At 68.9% G+C, this 15,260-nt stretch carries 11 protein-coding genes; 3 read left to right on the top strand and 8 right to left on the bottom strand.

Annotation, left to right across the window (positions count from 1 at the left end; translation table 11 throughout):
• The 4 genes from AACZ35_RS02120 to AACZ35_RS02105 all read right to left on the bottom strand — a co-directional run.
• Window positions 1-365, bottom strand: a 365-nt coding sequence (locus AACZ35_RS02120) for a hypothetical protein (RefSeq protein WP_339825496.1), incomplete at its 3' end; no start/stop codon positions are given.
• Window positions 366-448: 83 nt separating this feature from the next.
• The gene (locus AACZ35_RS02115) at window positions 449-772 is read right to left on the bottom strand and encodes an Hpt domain-containing protein (RefSeq protein ID WP_339825494.1); all 324 of its coding nucleotides are present in this window, start codon (window positions 770-772) and stop codon (window positions 449-451) included.
• Window positions 757-3,168: an ATP-binding protein gene (locus AACZ35_RS02110; protein WP_339825492.1), complete on the bottom strand. Its 2,412-nt coding sequence runs from the start codon at window positions 3,166-3,168 to the stop codon at window positions 757-759. The genes AACZ35_RS02115 and AACZ35_RS02110 overlap by 16 nt, the downstream gene beginning before the upstream one ends.
• 7 nt (window positions 3,169-3,175) lie before the next feature.
• A complete protein-coding gene (locus AACZ35_RS02105; RefSeq protein ID WP_339825490.1) occupies window positions 3,176-4,372 on the bottom strand; it encodes an EAL domain-containing response regulator in 1,197 nt (398 codons plus the stop codon).
• 111 nt (window positions 4,373-4,483) lie between these two features.
• On the opposite strand from AACZ35_RS02105, the gene AACZ35_RS02100 reads away from it, so the two are divergent.
• From AACZ35_RS02100 to AACZ35_RS02090, 3 genes are all read left to right on the top strand, one after another.
• The gene (locus AACZ35_RS02100) at window positions 4,484-5,620 is read left to right on the top strand and encodes a GGDEF domain-containing protein (RefSeq protein ID WP_339825487.1); all 1,137 of its coding nucleotides are present in this window, start codon (window positions 4,484-4,486) and stop codon (window positions 5,618-5,620) included.
• Window positions 5,621-5,657: 37 nt separating this feature from the next.
• Window positions 5,658-7,328, top strand: a complete 1,671-nt coding sequence (locus AACZ35_RS02095; RefSeq protein ID WP_339825484.1) for a hypothetical protein — start codon at window positions 5,658-5,660, stop codon at window positions 7,326-7,328.
• 83 nt (window positions 7,329-7,411) lie between these two features.
• A complete protein-coding gene (locus tag AACZ35_RS02090) occupies window positions 7,412-10,939 on the top strand; it encodes an indolepyruvate ferredoxin oxidoreductase family protein (RefSeq protein ID WP_339825481.1) in 3,528 nt (1,175 codons plus the stop codon).
• Window positions 10,940-11,006: 67 nt separating this feature from the next.
• On the opposite strand, the gene AACZ35_RS02085 is transcribed toward AACZ35_RS02090, so the two are convergent.
• From AACZ35_RS02085 to AACZ35_RS02070, 4 genes are all read right to left on the bottom strand, one after another.
• Window positions 11,007-11,720, bottom strand: a complete 714-nt coding sequence (locus AACZ35_RS02085; RefSeq protein ID WP_339825478.1) for an OmpA family protein — start codon at window positions 11,718-11,720, stop codon at window positions 11,007-11,009.
• A 96-nt stretch (window positions 11,721-11,816) separates the two neighbouring features.
• Entirely contained in the window at window positions 11,817-14,168 is a 2,352-nt protein-coding gene (locus AACZ35_RS02080; protein WP_339825476.1) for a M56 family metallopeptidase, read from the bottom strand.
• Window positions 14,165-14,587 carry a BlaI/MecI/CopY family transcriptional regulator gene (locus tag AACZ35_RS02075; RefSeq protein WP_339825473.1) on the bottom strand — a complete coding sequence of 141 codons (423 nt, stop codon included), beginning with the start codon at window positions 14,585-14,587 and terminating at the stop codon, window positions 14,165-14,167. Before AACZ35_RS02075 ends, AACZ35_RS02080 begins: the two co-directional genes overlap by 4 nt.
• A gap of 94 nt (window positions 14,588-14,681) precedes the next feature.
• Complete coding sequence (locus AACZ35_RS02070; protein ID WP_339825470.1) at window positions 14,682-15,245, bottom strand: hypothetical protein; 564 nt, start codon at window positions 15,243-15,245, stop codon at window positions 14,682-14,684.
• Window positions 15,246-15,260: the final 15 nt, after the last annotated feature.

The raw sequence follows: 15,260 nt of genomic DNA, 5'->3' as shown, positions 1-15,260 counted from the left end.
TAGGTGTCGTAACCCGGGGCGCCATTCTCCGTCAGGGAGATGTCGCAGTTGTCGTTGGCGCTCACGAAGAACGGGTAAACGGCATACGGGTAATTGACGCCTCCGCCATCAAGGGCGATGAAACTGCCGTTGTCGGGCCGGTGCCAGAGCGGGCCACCCGTGGTGTCGCCGAGCACGACTTCGAGGTCCTTGGTGGACACGCGCTTGGCGGCGCGCACGGGGTTGGCGCGCTCTGCCTGCAGCGCTGCCTGCTTGGCGGCAAGTTCCTGCGCCTGGTCCGGGCGCGTGTCCGCATGGGCACCACCCGCGGCGAAAACGCTCGCAATGGCGATCGAGAGCAGGGAATACGAGGTGCGATTTTTCATGGCTTTTCTCGGCGGTATTGATGGGTGCCCGGGAGCCCTGGGGAGGCCGGGTAGTGTGAATACTGTCACGGTTCGTCCTGCTTTTAACGGCTTTGGCCGTCAATTCCGGCCAAATGCCGCTTCAGCCGCTCTGCCGCCGTCACCAGGTCGGCACAGGCAGGAAGCACCTGCGCCCAGTCGGCGGCCTTGGCGGCGGTTTCGGCGGCCAGGGCCGCCTCGGCCAGGGGCTGGGCCCCCACCAGGCGGGCGGCGCCCTTGATCTTGTGGGCCTGGCGGGCCAGGGCGGCCAGGTCGCCGGCGGCGCGGGCGGCGTCCAGGCCCTGCAGGTCCTGGGCGGTGGTGGCCAGGAAATCGTCCAGCAGGGCCTTGGTTTCCACCGGGTCACCCCCGGTCAGGGGCGCCAGCACGGCCGGATCGATGGGCAGCGGCTCGCCTGAAACCTGGGGCAGCGGGGTGCCAGGCCGGACATCGGCGGCCAGGGGCACGGTGTGCGGCAGCCAGCGCTGCAGGGTCGCCACCAGTTCGGGGATCGACACCGGCTTGGCCAGGTAGGCGTCCATGCCGACAGCACCAGGGCGTAACGGCCGGTGCGCCAGGCCTCCAGGCCCTTGCGGCCGTCCTCGGCGCTTTCGCTGGCGTAACCGGCCAGGGCCAGCTGGCGGGCCACGACCAGGCGGTTGGTGGGGTGGTCGTCGACGATCAGCACCAGGCTGCCCTCGGCCCGGGCCTCTTCGACGCTGGGCAGGGGCCGGGCCAGGAAACCCTGGGTCGGGTCGGCCGGGGCCTCGGGTTCGAGCTCAGCCTCCACGCCCCGCGGCAGCACCAGGTCCAGGCAGACGGTGGTGCCGGCCCCCGGCGTGCTGTCCATGCTGATCTGGCCGCCCATCAGTTCCGCCAGGCGCCGGGAGATGACCAGGCCCAGGCCGGTGCCGCCGTAGCGACGGGTGGTGCTGCCCTCGGCCTGGGAGAAGGGCTGGAACAACCGGGCCTGCTGTTCCGCGGTGACGCCGATGCCGGTATCGGTGACCCGGAAGCGCAGGCGGTCGCCGTCGCCATCCCGGCCTTTCCACTCCAGCGCGGCTTCGACCACGCCCTTGTCGGTGAACTTGATGGCGTTGGACAGGAAGTTCGACAGCACCTGGCGAAGGCGCAGGCCGTCGGCACGGTGGGCCGGGCCGATGCGGTCGTCCACTTCGCAAAGCAGCACCAGGCCCTTGCTCGACGCCGAGCCGCTGAAGTTGGCGACGGTGGACTGCAGCAGGCGCGGCAGCGAAATCGTGGTCGTCGACAGCTCCAGCCGGCCGGCCTCGACCTTCGAGAAGTCCAGGATGTCGCCGATGATCTGCAGCAGCGACCGCGCCGACTGCTGGATGACCGCGATGGTGCGGCGCTGGTCTTCGTCGAGCCGGCTGTGCGAAAGCACTTCGAGCATGCCGGTGACGCCGATCATCGGCGTGCGGATTTCGTGGCTCATGGCCGCGACGAAGTTCGACTTGGCTTCGCTGGCCTCCAGCGCGCGGGTTTCGCTGGCGCGCAGGCGCTGTTCGAGCTGCCTGATCTGCGTGAGGTCGGTGCCCACCGCGAGGTAGCCAACGGTATTGCCCGCCGCGTCACGCACCGGCGACGTGGCCAGCAGCATCGGCACGGTTTCGCCATCCTTGCGCACGAAGTCCAGCTCAAGTGGATCGGGGCGCTGGTCTATCAGAAGCGGGAACAGGCGGGCGTCGGCAGGCACCGCGTGGTCGCGCGTGGCCGCCAGGCCGGACGCAAGCCGGTCCAGGTCGGCGGCGCTGACCAGGCGATCGAGCCCCGCGCGGCCGACCAGTTGTTCGGCGCGGTGGCCGGTAAGGCGCTCGGCCTGCGGATTGAAGCTGGTGAAAATGCCCTGGGTGTCCATGGACATGATCGCCGCGCGCGCCGCCGCGAACAGCGAGCGCTGGAACATGTCGCGTTCGATCAGCGCGGTGCGCACCTGTTCGTTGCGCGCCAGCTGTTCATTGAGTTCGGCTTCGTACTTGCGCACGTCGTCGCGCATCACCAGGAAGGCGTCCATGACGTCCCCGAGTTCGCCCGAGGGCGAGTAGCGCGGCACGCCCTGGTAGTCGTGCCGGCGCATCTGCTGGGCCAGCGAGGTCAGTGACTCCACGCCCTTGTAGATGTTGCGCAGCAGCTTGCGGCCGACCGCGGCCACCACCAGCAGGGTGGCGAAGCTAAGGCCCGTGCGCAGCCAGGCGGTGCGCTGGGCACGTTTGGCCTGGGCGCGCACCTTCTGTTCGGCCTCGATCATCTCGAGGTCGCCCAGGTGTTTCATGCGGGTGGTCACCGGGTCGATGGCCGGGTAGAGCTCGGTGTCGGCGAACCGGCCCAGGCCGACAATGTCCTTTTGCACCAGGGTCTGGCGCAGGGTTTCGGCGGCGGTGTCGGCGCGTATCTTCGAGCGCTGCACCTGGGCGAAGATCTGCGCCTGCTCGTCGGTCAGCGGCATGGCCTCGAGCGCCTGCCAGTGGTCGCGGATGCGCAGGCGGGCGTGGTCGACCACCTGCAGGCCTTCTTCCCAGCTGATCAGGTGGTTGCGGACCCGGAAGGTGGTGTCGACGATGTCCAGCCCGTAGGCGTCGGAGACCGCCTTGATGCGGCGAAGCCCGGCCAGGGATTCGTCCTTGAGCGCCAGCAGCGTCGCCTGGTTCTGCTGGCGTTCGTATTCGTCCAGGGCCAGTACCGCGGCGCCGGTGAGCAGCAGCAGCCCGAACAGCCCCAGCAGCTGCAGCCGGATGCCGAAACGGGGCCGTCCGGTGGCTGCCATGCCTGGCCTAGTGGTGGGTCTGGCGCCAGCGCTGGATGGCGTCGGGCAGTTCTTCACCCGGCACCGGCGCGGATATCAGGTAGCCCTGGGCGCAGTCGCAGCCCAGCTGGGCCAGCAGCTGCCACTCGTCGTCGGTTTCCACGCCTTCGGCCACCACGCACAGGTCGAGCTTGCGGGCCAGGTCGAGGCTGGTTTCGATCATGGCGCGCTTGCGCGGCTGGGTGGGCGCGCCCGAGACGAAGCCGCGGTCGATCTTGAGTTCGGTGAAGGGAATCTGGGAGAGCTGCGACAGCGACGAATAGCCGGTGCCGAAGTCGTCCACGCTCAGGCCGAAACCCTTCAGGCGCAGCCGCGCCAGCATGCCCAGGCCGCGGGCGGTGTCGCTCATCACCGAACTTTCGGTGATCTCGAGCACGATATGTTCCGGGTTGACGCCGTGTTCGCGCAGTACGGCCTCGTAGCGGTCGGCCACTTCCGGGCCGGTGAGGTTCTGGGCCGACACGTTCACGGAAACCCGCAGGTCGAGGTCGCGCGCCTGCCAGCGCTTGGACCAGGCGCAGGCCTGGACCAGCATCAGGCTGGTGAGTTCATCGACCAGGCCGCCGGCTTCCATCAGCGGCACGAACACCGCGGGCGGCACCATGCGGCCATCGGCCAGGCGCCAGCGGGCCAGGGCCTCGACGCCGACGATCTTGCCGTTGCCGAACTCCGCCTGCGGCTGGAAGTGGGCGGTGATGTCGCCGTGCGCCAGGGCATCGCGGACCTCTTCGAGCGACACTTCGACGTCGCTGGGCATGGCCATCGGCCCGGGGCCGCTTTCATACAGCGACAGCACCGTGGTGAGCTTGCCCGGCGTCAGCGGTTTTTCGATGCAGCCCAGCACGCGCAGGCCCGAGGCTTTGGCCATCACCTGCACGGTGTGCAGCAGGGCCGGTTCCATCGCGCTGACCACGGCGATCGAATGCGCCAGGCGGTCCTGGGCGACGATGCCGATGAACTCGACGCCGTCCATGCCGGGCATGTCCAGGTCCACCAGCACCACGTCGGGCACTTCGGGCAGGCTGCGCAGCAGGTCCAGCGCCTGGAACCCGTCGGCGGCCTCGTGCAGGTGCGTCAGGCCCAGGTCGCCCAGCAGGCGCAGGCCCAGCCGGCGCTGGAAGCCGTGGTCTTCCACCAGCAGTACGCGCAGATCCGCCAGGCTCATCCATCCCCTCCCCGGGTAGCTTCCCGACTGTACCGGTCGGTCGTTCAGGAAGAAAGACATCCGTGCGGCCGGTCTCATCGCGGGCTCAGGCTCCTAACGTAAGCTGGTGCCATGTCCGGACCCGCGTCCAGCCGGTTTGACCCCGAAACCCGCCTGCGCCTGCGCAGGGTCTGGCTGGGCCTGCTGTCCTACCTGATGTTCCTGGTGCCCATGTCCATCGCGGTGCAGGCGGGCAGTTCGACCATGGGCTGGTGGGGCGTGGCCGGGTTCACCAGCGTGGCGGTCACGGTGAACCTGCTGGCCTTGCTGGCCATCGCCAGCGGCTGGAGCAAACGTTTCGCCGACCCCAGCCTGCTGGTGCCCCAGCTGGTGGCGGCCATGCTGCTGGCGCTGGCCATGATCCACTTCTTCGAAGGCGAGGCGCGCAGCGTGCTGCTGCTGCTGTTCGTGGCGATCTTCTTCTTCGGGCTGTTCGGCCTGAGCACCCGGCAATACCTGCGCCTGACCACCGGTACGGCGATTGGCTACCTGGCCATCAGCATCTGGGAACTGGCCGGCAGCGACGCGCCGCGCGAGGCCTGGCTGGTGGAGGCGCTCAGGTTCTCGGCCCTGGTCGTCATCACCATCTGGATGAGCTTCATCGGCGGCTACATCGCTTCGATCCGGCGCCGGCTGGCCGCGCAGCGCGATGCGTTGGAAAAGGCCAACAGCAAACTGCGCGAACTTTCCATCCGCGACGAGCTGACCGGCCTTTACAACCGCCGGCACCTCACCGAAAGGCTGGAACAGGAAAGCGAACGCGGCCGCCGCTACGGCCAGGGTTTCAGCGTCGCGCTGATCGACATCGACCACTTCAAGGCCATCAACGACAGCCATGGCCACGCGGTGGGCGACGAAGTGCTGGTCCAGTTCGCCGGCATCCTGCGCCTGCAGGCGCGTTTCATCGACCACGTCGGCCAGGCACCCGAGCGCACGCTGGGCCGCTTCGGCGGCGAGGAGTTCATGATAATCCTGCCGGGCACCTCGCTGGCCGGAGCCAGGGTCTGCCTGGAACGCATGCGTGCGGCCGTCACCCAGGCGCCGTTCGAAACCAGCGCCGGGCCGGTACCTGTCACCTTCTCGGCCGGCCTGGCCGAGCAGCGCCCGGACGAAGCCGCCGAAGCCCTGCTGCAGCGGGCGGACGAGGCGCTTTACCGGGCCAAGGAAGGTGGCCGCGACCGGCTGGAACTGGACCCTCCGACTCAGTAGAGTCGTTTCAACCCGCTACCCGCCGACGGTGTCGCCCATGGCTTGCGCAGTCACGCACACCGCTTCGATCCGAAGGCGAAATACCTTCGCGGCCTGGAGCCTGCTGCTGGCGTTGCTGACGGGCCTGTCGCCGGCCCTCGCCGCGGCCCCCGCACCGTCGCTGCCAGACGATGCCGCGCTCGAGGCCGCCGGCGCGGTGATCGGCGAGATCCGCATCATCCGCCACGACATCTTCGACACCACGATCGCTGAAGAAGACGCCCCGGTTTACCGCGCCGCCAATGCCCTGCACCGGCGGACCCGCGAACCGGTGGTGCGCCGCCTGCTGCTGGTCGAGCCCGGCATGGCCTATTCGCGGCGGCTGCTGGACGAAACCGAGCGCCTGCTTCGCGCCCAGAATTACCTGCGCGAGGCGGACATCAGGCCAGTGCGTTTCGCCGACGGACGCGTGGACCTGGTGGTGGAAACCTGGGATGCCTGGACGCTCAACCCCGGGATTTCCGGCAGCCGCAGCGGAGGCGCTTCGTCCTTTGGTTTCGAACTCGAAGACAGCAACCTGCTGGGCACCGGCGCCGAGCTCACCCTGTCGCGCGACACCGACAGCGAGCGCGACGAAAACGCCCTGTCCTACCGGAACGAGCACCTGTTCGGCCGCTGGAACGGCCTGGACGCCGAGCTGCGCGACAACAGCGACGGGCGCGGCTGGGCGCTCGCCCTGGGCCAGCCTTTCCACGCCCTCGACACCCGCCGCGCCTGGGGCGCTTCGGTGGACCGGCTGACGCTGGTGGAGTCGTTCTACTCGCGCGGCGAAGAAGTGGCCGAATACCGCCAGCGCAACAACGACATCGAGGCCTGGTGGGGGCGCTCGGCAGGACTGCGCAACGGCCGGGTGACCCGCTGGCAGTTCGGCCTGCGCGAACAGTCACGCGACTTCCTGCCGGCGCTCGATCCCGCGATGGCCGGGCCGGTGCCGGACGACCGGCATCTGGTGGGGCCATGGATCGGCATCGAACGCATCCAAGACGACTGGGAAGAGCAGGTCAACCTCGACCAGATCGGCAGCACCGAAGACGTGCTGCTGGGCCTGCGCTGGACCGCGCGGCTGGGCTGGGCCGACACCGCGTTTGGCAGCGACCGGGACGCGCTTTGGTACGAAGCCGGTATCAGTCGCGGCTTTCGCCTGCCCGCCGGCTCCCTGCTGCGCACGGAGGCCTGGCTCGACGGCCGGCTTGAGGACGGCTCGGCGCGCGACCTGTCCCTCGGCGGCCGGGCGCGTTATTACCGGCGCACCGGCGACAAGCGACTGTTCTACGCCGACCTGGAAACCGTGCTCGGGCACGCGCTTGACCTCGACGGCTACGTCACGCTGGGCGGCGACAACGGCCTGCGCGGCTACCCTGAACGCTGGGCCGGCGGCGAGGGTTTCAGCCGGCTGTCGCTGGAGCAGCGTTATTACACCGACGCCTACCTGTGGCGGATCTTCCGGGTCGGCGGCGCGGTGTTCATGGACGTCGGCCGCACCTGGGGCGACGACCCCCTGGGCGCGCCCAATCCGGGCACCCTGGCCGACGTCGGCTTCGGCCTGCGCCTGGGCAATACCCGCTCGGCCTTCGCCCGGGTCATCCACGTGGACCTGGCCTTCCCCCTGGACGGTGATCCGTCGCTGAAGCGGGTGGAGCTGGTGATCGAGGCGCGGCGGGAGTTCTAGGCCCGCCGGGCCGCCCACCCGGCCGTGACGGGCCCGGCTGCTATAATTCCGAGTCTTTGCTCCAGCTCCGGAAAGCCGCCGCCATGTCCGCCATCCCCCACACCCTGATCCCGCTCGACCGCGAGTACGACCTCGAGTCCAAGTACACCCGCGAGGAGGGCCGGATCTACCTGTCCGGCGTGCAGGCGCTGGTGCGCCTGCCGCTGATGCAGCAGATGCGCGACCGCGCCGCCGGCATCAACACCGCCGGCTTCATTTCGGGCTACCGCGGCTCGCCGCTGGGCGGCTTCGACCTGGAGCTGTGGCGCGCGCGCAAGCACCTGCAGTCCAGCAGCATCGAGTTCACCCCGGGCCTGAACGAAGACCTGGGCGCGACCATGGTCTGGGGCAGCCAGCAGACCAACCTGTTCCAGGGCGCGAAGTACGACGGCGTGTTTTCCATGTGGTACGGCAAGGGCCCGGGCGTGGACCGCTGCGGCGACGTGTTCAAGCACGGCAACGCCGCCGGCACCTCGAAGCTGGGCGGGGTGCTGGCGCTGGCGGCCGACGACCACGCCTGCCGCTCGTCCACCCTGCCGCACGGCTCGGAAGGTGAATTCGAAAGCGCGATGATGCCGGTGCTCAACCCGGCCGGCGTGCAGGACATCCTGGACATGGGCCTGCTGGGCTGGGCCATGAGCCGCTACACCGGCCGCTGGATCGGCTTCAAGACCATCGCCGAAACGGTGGAGTCCTCGGCCTCGGTGAACGTCAATCCGCACCAGCTCGACATCCTGCTGCCGACCGACTTCGAACTGCCGGCGGGCGGGCTCAACATCCGCTGGCCGGACCCGCCGCTGGACCAGGAAATGCGCCTGCACCAGTACGCGGTGAAGGCCGCGCAGGCCTTCGCCCGCGCCAACCACATCGACAAGGTGGTGGTGGACTCGCCCAAGGCGCGCCTGGGCATCGTCACCACCGGCAAGAGCTACCTGGACGTATTGCAGGCGCTGGAATACCTGGGCATCGACCGCAAGGTCGCCGAAGACATCGGCATCCGCGTCTACAAGGTCGGCATGACCTGGCCGCTGGAACCGCAGGGCATCCGTGAGTTCGCCCGCGGCCTGGAGGACATCATCGTCGTCGAGGAGAAGCGCAGCTTCGTCGAGCGGCAGATGAAGGAATACATGTACAACTGGGAGGGTCGCCCCAGCATCGTCGGCAAGTACGACGAAGACGACAACTGGGTGTTGCCCAGCACCAACGAACTTACCCCGGCCCGCATCGCCCGCGTCATCGCCGCGCGCGTGCAGCGCTTCTTCCAGTCCGAGGCGATGGACAACCGCCTGAAGTGGATCAGCGCCAAGGAAAAGGAGCTGGCCGCGCCACGCGCCAACTTCCCGCGCGTGCCGCACTACTGCGCCGGCTGCCCGCACAACAGCTCGACCGTGGTGCCGGAAGGCTCGCGCGCGCTGGGCGGCATCGGCTGCCACTACATGGTCACCTGGATGGACCGCAAGACCGACACCTTCACCCACATGGGTGGAGAAGGTGTCACGTGGAGCGGCCAGGCGCCGTTCACCACTGAAAAACACGTCTTCCAGAACCTGGGCGACGGCACCTACTTCCATTCCGGTTCGCTGGCCATCCGCCAGTCGATCGCCGCGAAGGTGAACATCACCTACAAGATCCTCTACAACGACGCCGTGGCCATGACCGGCGGCCAGCCGGTGGACGGCACGCTTACGGTGCCCGACATCGCCCACCAGGTGCGCAGCGAAGGCGTGCAGGTCATCGTCGTGCTGAGCGACGACATCGAAAAGTGGGCCGACCACTCGATCTTCCCGCGCGGCGTGGAGTTCTACGACCGCAGCGAACTCGATGCGCAGCAAAAGCGCCTGCGCGAAGTGCCGGGCACCTCGGTGCTGATCTTCGACCAGACCTGCGCGGCCGAGAAGCGCCGCCGCCGCAAGCGCGGCAAGATGCCCGACCCGGCCAAGCGCACCGCCATCAACTCGCTGGTCTGCGAAGGCTGCGGCGACTGCGGCGTGAAGTCGAACTGCGTGGCCGTGCTGCCCAAGGAAACCGAATACGGCCGCAAGCGCGAGATCGACCAGTCCAACTGCAACAAGGACTTCAGCTGCGTGAAGGGCTTCTGCCCCAGCTTCGTCACCATCAAGGGCGGCGGGCTGCGCAAGCGCAAGGGCACGGGCAACAAGGAACTGCTGGCGAACCTGCCCGAGCCGCAGTTCCGCAGCAACCTCGACCAGCCCTGGAACATCCTGATCACCGGCGTCGGCGGCACCGGCGTGGTGACCATCGGTGCCCTGCTGGGCATGGCCGCGCACCTGGAACACAAGGGCGCCAGCGTGCTCGACCAGACCGGCCTGGCCCAGAAGGGCGGCGCCGTCACCACGCACGTGCGCGTCGCGGCCAAGCCGTCGGACATCCACGCCGTGCGCATCGCCGCCGGCGAGGCCGACCTGGTGCTGGGCTGCGACATGGTGGTGGTCAACGACTACTGGGCGCTGTCGAAGATCCGCGCCGACCGCACCGAAGTCGTTATCAACGACTACCAGGCGATGCCCGGCCCGTTCACCCGCATGCCGGACATGCAGTTCCCGGCGCAGGGTATCGTCGATGCCATCCGCACCGCCCTGGGCGGCCGCGAGCCGCTGCAGGTCCCGGCGACCGAAGTGGCAACTACCCTGCTCGGCGACGCCATCGGCAGCAACCTGTTCATGCTGGGCGTGGCCTGGCAGCGTGGCCTGGTGCCGGTGGGCTTCGACGCGATCATGCGCGCGATCGAGCTCAACGGCGCCGCCATCGAAATGAACAAGACGGCGTTTGCCTGGGGCCGCCTGGCCGCCATCAAGCCCGAGGCCGTGCTTGAAGCCGCCGGCCTCGCCGACGAGCCTGCTTCTGCGGAAACGGCTTCGGCCGCGAATCCTTTCGACGACGAAGCCATCAGCCAGTCGCTGGACGAAATGATCGACCGCCGCGTGAAGTTCCTCACCGACTACCAGGACAAGGCCTACGCCGGCCGCTACGTCGCCCTGGTGGACAAGGTGCGCCAGGCCGAGGCCCGCAAGGCCCCGGGCTCCACCAAGCTCACCGAAGCGGTGGCGCGTTATTACTTCAAACTCATGGCCTACAAGGACGAGTACGAAGTGGCGCGCCTGTACACCGCCAGCGACTTCCGCAAGCAGATCGAAAAGAAGTTCGAAGGCGACTACAAGATCCACTTCAACCTGGCCCCGCCGCTGTTCGCCAAGCGCGACGCCGACGGCCACCTGGTGAAGAAGGAGTTCGGCCCGTGGATGTTCACGGCGTTCAAGCTGCTGGCGAAGATGAAAGGCCTGCGCGGCGGCGCCTTCGACATCTTCGGCCGCACCGAGGAGCGCCGCATGGAACGCCAGCTGATCGTGGACTATGCGAAGCAGCTCGACGAACTGCTGGCCGGCCTGGACGACGACAACGTCGACCTGGCGGTGCAGATCGCCTCGGTGCCCGAACAGATCCGCGGCTACGGCCACGTCAAGGAAGCGCACCTGGCCAAGGCCAAGGGCCTGGAGAAGGAACTGCTGGCGCGCTGGAAGGCGCCGAAGACCCAGGCGCGCGACGCCGCCTGAGCCCTGCCGCAACCCAACAAAAAAGCCCCGGCAGTGCCGGGGCTTCTTTTTGCGTCAACGGCTGGGGTCAGTCGTTGCGGATCGGCACGATCGTCATCTCGACGCGGCGGTTTTCAGCGCGACCCGCCTCGGTGTCGTTGCTGGCGATCGGGTAACGCTCGCCGGCACCGGTGATGATCAGGCGCTGGCCGCTGATGCCGCGGCTGACCAGGTAGTTGGCCACGGACTGGGCGCGTTCGCGCGACAGCTTGTCGTTGTAGGCATCGCTGCCGATGCTGTCGGTATGGCCGGCGACTTCGATCATCGTCTGGTCATACTCGCGCAGCGTGTCGGCCACGCGGTCGAGCACCGAATAGGCGTTGCGGTTGAGCGTGCTGGAGTTGAACGCGAAGGTGATCGCCTCCGGCATGTCCAGGGTGATGTGGTCGCCTTCGCGGACCACGTCCACGCCGGTGCCCTGCATGCGCTCGCGGAGCGCGCGTTCCTGGTTGTCCTGGTAACGGCCGATGGCGCCGCCGGCCAGGCCGCCGACACCCGCGCCGATAAGGGCGTGCTGGCGGCGTTCGGTGGCGTCGTCGCCGCTGAGAAGGCCGGCCACGACACCGGCGGCCGCACCGATAAGTGCGCCGCGCTGGGTACGGCTCATGCCTTCTTCGTTGGGGTCGGTCTGCTGCTGCGGCGGCGGGTTGGAACCGTAATAACCACCCCCCGTCGTGGCGCAGCCGGCAAGCAGCGCGGCGGAAACGGCGGTGGCGATAAGCACGTGATTTTTAGTTTTCATGGCATTACTCCTGGAAAGGTGTAGAGATGCCAAGGAAGCATGCGCTTATTCGTGCTGACTTCGGTGATGCGGCGTTGGAAGGGTTCAGGTACCTGACTACTCCACCCCTGCCACTGCGAAGCGATCCAGCGCGCGTTCAGCCTGGCCACGCTCGTGATCGGACAGGCGTCGCGCCACGGCCCGGTAGCGCTCGATCAGGTCCGGGTCGGCCGGCATGACCGCGGCGAGCTCGCGCAGCGCCTGCGACACCTCGTAGCCCGAGCCGATCCTGCCCAGTGACGCCAGTACGTCACCGGCCAGGTCGGCATCAACCGGGCCCGCTTCCAGCAGGGCTTCCAGCGCCTGGCGCTGTTCGTAGTCGGAAGCCACGCCGTCGAGCATGGCAAACCAGGCGGAGCGCACGCCGTCGTTCGCGCGCACCTGGTTCGCGGCTTCCTGCAGGACCTGGCGGGCTTCGTAGTCGCTCCCGATGTCGCGAGCACTTTCCAGGGCAATGAGGGTGGCGTCCGGCTGCTTGCGCGCCAGCAGGGCCGAGAGGACACGACGCTGTTCGTAGTCGCTGCTGATGCCGGCCAGCGCCTTGCGCCAGGCGGCGCGCACCGGGCCCGCATCGAATGCATCCGACCCGGCGACTTGTATCAACAGCATCGCCTGCTCGTAGTCGGAGCCGATGTCCGCCGCCACGTCCAGCAAGCGCGCCTGGCCTGCCGGCGACAGGGTCTGGTGGACCAGCCCGGCCTCGAGCGCTTTGCGCAGCTCGTAGTCCGAGCCGATCTTGCCGGCGATTTCCAGGGCGCGGTCCAGGCTGGCGTCATCGAGCTGCGCGTTTTCGAACAACACCGCCAGGTAAAGCCCGCGCACGTAATCGGTGCCGATCTTTTCCATGTCCGCAAGCAGCGCGTCGACGCCGCCGCGGGCCAGGATGCGCTTGCCGCGGGCCTGGGCCTGGATGCCGGTTTCGCGCAGCAGGCCGGGCAGGGCCTGGGCCAGCCAGGCGCGGGCCGCGGCGTCGAAGGGCCGGCTTTCGCCATCCACACGATAGTCGCGCTGCAGCTGGCCCTTGCCGGGCCGCACGCGCAGCGAGCGTTCGACGCCATTGCGCTTGACCGACAGTTCGAACTCGCCGTCGGGCGACATGCTGACGATGTCGTCTTCGGTTTCGGTGAAACCAACCTTGCCGCGTATCGTCATTTCGATGCGCTCGCCGGTCGCGCCGTTGCGGTGGACGTAGTGGTCCTTGTTGTTCGTATTGGTAACCGCGGTGCCGCTGAAGAGATCGCTGAAGAAACCATCGGCACGGGCGGGGTTGGCGATGCTGGTGATCGCCAGGCCAGGCAGTGCAAGCGCGGCGGCCAGGCCAACGGCCACGGCGGTACGGCGAAGGGAAGCGGGGATCGGACGGCGCATGGGGGTTTCCTCCAGCAGGTTCTTGACGCGGCGGACCACGGGGCCGGGTTCGGCGGCCATGGCCACGGCCAGGGTGGGGGTGATGGTTCGTGGCGCCGTGCCGTGCACCAGGCAGGCCGCCAGGCATTCGGCCAGCGGGCGGCCGCTGCCGCACAGTTCGGCGGCGCGTTCGTCGCAGGCGTCTTCGGCCAGGGCCTCGAGCCGGCGCAGGGCCAGCCAGGCAAGCGGATGGAAGTACAGCGGCAGCACGGCCAGGCGCTGGGCCAGGCGCCAGGACGGGTCGTGGCGCTGCAGGTGGGTCAGTTCGTGCGCCAGCAGGGCACGCTGCTGCATCGGCGACAGGTCCTCCACCCAGGCCGGAAGCAGAAGGCGGCGGCCCGGCAGCAGCATGGGGCTCGCGAGTCCCTCGACCAGACGCAGCTGCGGCAGGGACTTCAGTGCCAGCGCGCGACCCAGGCCATCGGCCAGGTCTGGCAAGCGCGAGCCCGGGCGCGGGCCCACGCCGGGCTGCCCGCGCATCCAGCGTCGCAGGGTCCAGGCCTGGCGCCCCAGGCGCAGGGCGACGGGCACGCCACCCAGGAGCCAGGCCAGCACCAGCATGGCCACGAGCGGGCCGGACAGCCGCCACGATGCCGGGGACGAAGCGAAGGGAGTTTCAACGGTGCGCGGCTTGTTCGCCGCTGCAGGCGCGGCGCCCTGCCGGGCCAGGATTCGCGGCAAGCCGGATTCGCCTGGCAGGGTCGCGCGCAGCGCCACGGTGGGATCGGGGCGAGTGTCCGCCGCCGGGACGACGGAAACGGGCTGCGCGGCGAGCGGTGCCGGCGTGCGGGCCCACTCGCCCAGCACCGGCAGGACCGGCGCGGCGGTGGCCAGCACCGACGACACCAGCGCGCCAAACAGCGCGCCGCGCCAGGCCAGTTCGCGCCAGCCGGGATGGCGCAGCGCGCCCAGGTGCTGCAGGGCCCAGGCCAGCGACAGCAGCACGGTGGCGTGCAGCGCCAGGGTAATCAGCCAGGACAGCACGAGGTCGATGGCGTTCATGGCCGGCCCCGGCCCTTGGCGGGCCGTTCCGCCAGCAGCGCCTGCACCTTGTCGAGGTCGCCCGGCGCCACCTCGCTTTCGCTGACCAGATGGGCCAGCAAGGCCTGGGGGTCACCCTTGAACAGGTTCTGGATGAGGTCGCCGACCATGCTGCGGCGGACCTGGGATTCGCTGACGGTCGGGCTGTAGTAGAGCTGGCGGCCATCGCGGCGCGCGGCCACCACGCCGCGCCGGCCCAGGCGGGTCAGCACCGTGGCCACGGTGGTGTGGGCCAGGCCGCGGCTTTTGGCCAGGGCCGCGGCGACCTCGGCCACGCTGGCCTCGCCGCGCCAGAGCACGCGCATGACGTCGAGCTGCAGTTCGCTCAGCGCGACGCCGTCGGGGGAGTCACCGGGAATGTCTTCGCTCTGGGGGCTCACGGGCCTTCCTCTACACCTGTCGTTCTACGAGTGTAGTAGGAACATCGGCCCTGTCTACGGGCCGGAAGTCATGGGCGGGGTGCCGCCGGGGCAATCAGGCCAGGTCGGCCTGGTTCTGCAGGATCAGTTCGGCCAGCCAGGGCTCGCCTTTCTGGGTGAGCTCGAGCGGGGTCATCTGCCAGCCGGTCAGCACCATGGCTTCGGCGATCGAGAATTCCAGCTGGGCCTTGGTGAACTTGCGCTCACCGGCGATCACCGCCTCGAGCACGGCGCGGCCGGGCATGGGCGCGTCCATCTCCGCGGCCTTGGCGGCTTCGGCGGCGGCCGGGTCGGTGCCGCCGTTCTTGAGCAGCCATTCGACGCGGCGCTGGGCGTCGCTTTGCGCGTCCTTGCCCGACGGGACTTCGGGCACGGCGGCGGCCAGGGTTTTTTGCAGGGTATTGAGCTGGCCCATGACCTTCATGCGCGCCAGGTTGGCGGCGTCGCGGGCGTGTTCGGCGTCCTCGACGTCCTGGCGCAGGCGGTCGCGCTGCGCGGCCAGGGTGGCCATGTCCTTGTCCAGCGCGTCGACAAGCATCAGCCACTGCGCGGCCTGCGCCGGGGATGCGGCGACGATGGCTTCGCGAAGGGCGTCGAGTTGGGCGCGGGGGTCGCTCATCTGGCGGGCAGTATA

Source organism: uncultured Arenimonas sp. (genome assembly GCF_963976025.1).
Classification (GTDB): Bacteria; Pseudomonadota; Gammaproteobacteria; order Xanthomonadales; family Xanthomonadaceae; genus Arenimonas.
This window is presented reverse-complemented; position numbering and strand designations above follow the sequence as displayed.

Excerpts from the sequence above, each read along its gene's own strand:
- AACZ35_RS02110 (WP_339825492.1), bottom strand. The coding sequence starts at position 3,168 with ATGGCAGCCACCGGACGGCCCCGTTTCGGCATCCGGCTGCAGCTGCTG.
- AACZ35_RS02105 (WP_339825490.1), bottom strand. The coding sequence starts at position 4,372 with ATGAGCCTGGCGGATCTGCGCGTACTGCTGGTGGAAGACCACGGCTTC.
- AACZ35_RS02100 (WP_339825487.1), top strand. The coding sequence starts at position 4,484 with ATGTCCGGACCCGCGTCCAGCCGGTTTGACCCCGAAACCCGCCTGCGC.
- AACZ35_RS02095 (WP_339825484.1), top strand. The coding sequence starts at position 5,658 with ATGGCTTGCGCAGTCACGCACACCGCTTCGATCCGAAGGCGAAATACC.
- AACZ35_RS02090 (WP_339825481.1), top strand. The coding sequence starts at position 7,412 with ATGTCCGCCATCCCCCACACCCTGATCCCGCTCGACCGCGAGTACGAC.
- AACZ35_RS02085 (WP_339825478.1), bottom strand. The coding sequence starts at position 11,720 with ATGAAAACTAAAAATCACGTGCTTATCGCCACCGCCGTTTCCGCCGCG.
- AACZ35_RS02080 (WP_339825476.1), bottom strand. The coding sequence starts at position 14,168 with ATGAACGCCATCGACCTCGTGCTGTCCTGGCTGATTACCCTGGCGCTG.
- AACZ35_RS02070 (WP_339825470.1), bottom strand. The coding sequence starts at position 15,245 with ATGAGCGACCCCCGCGCCCAACTCGACGCCCTTCGCGAAGCCATCGTC.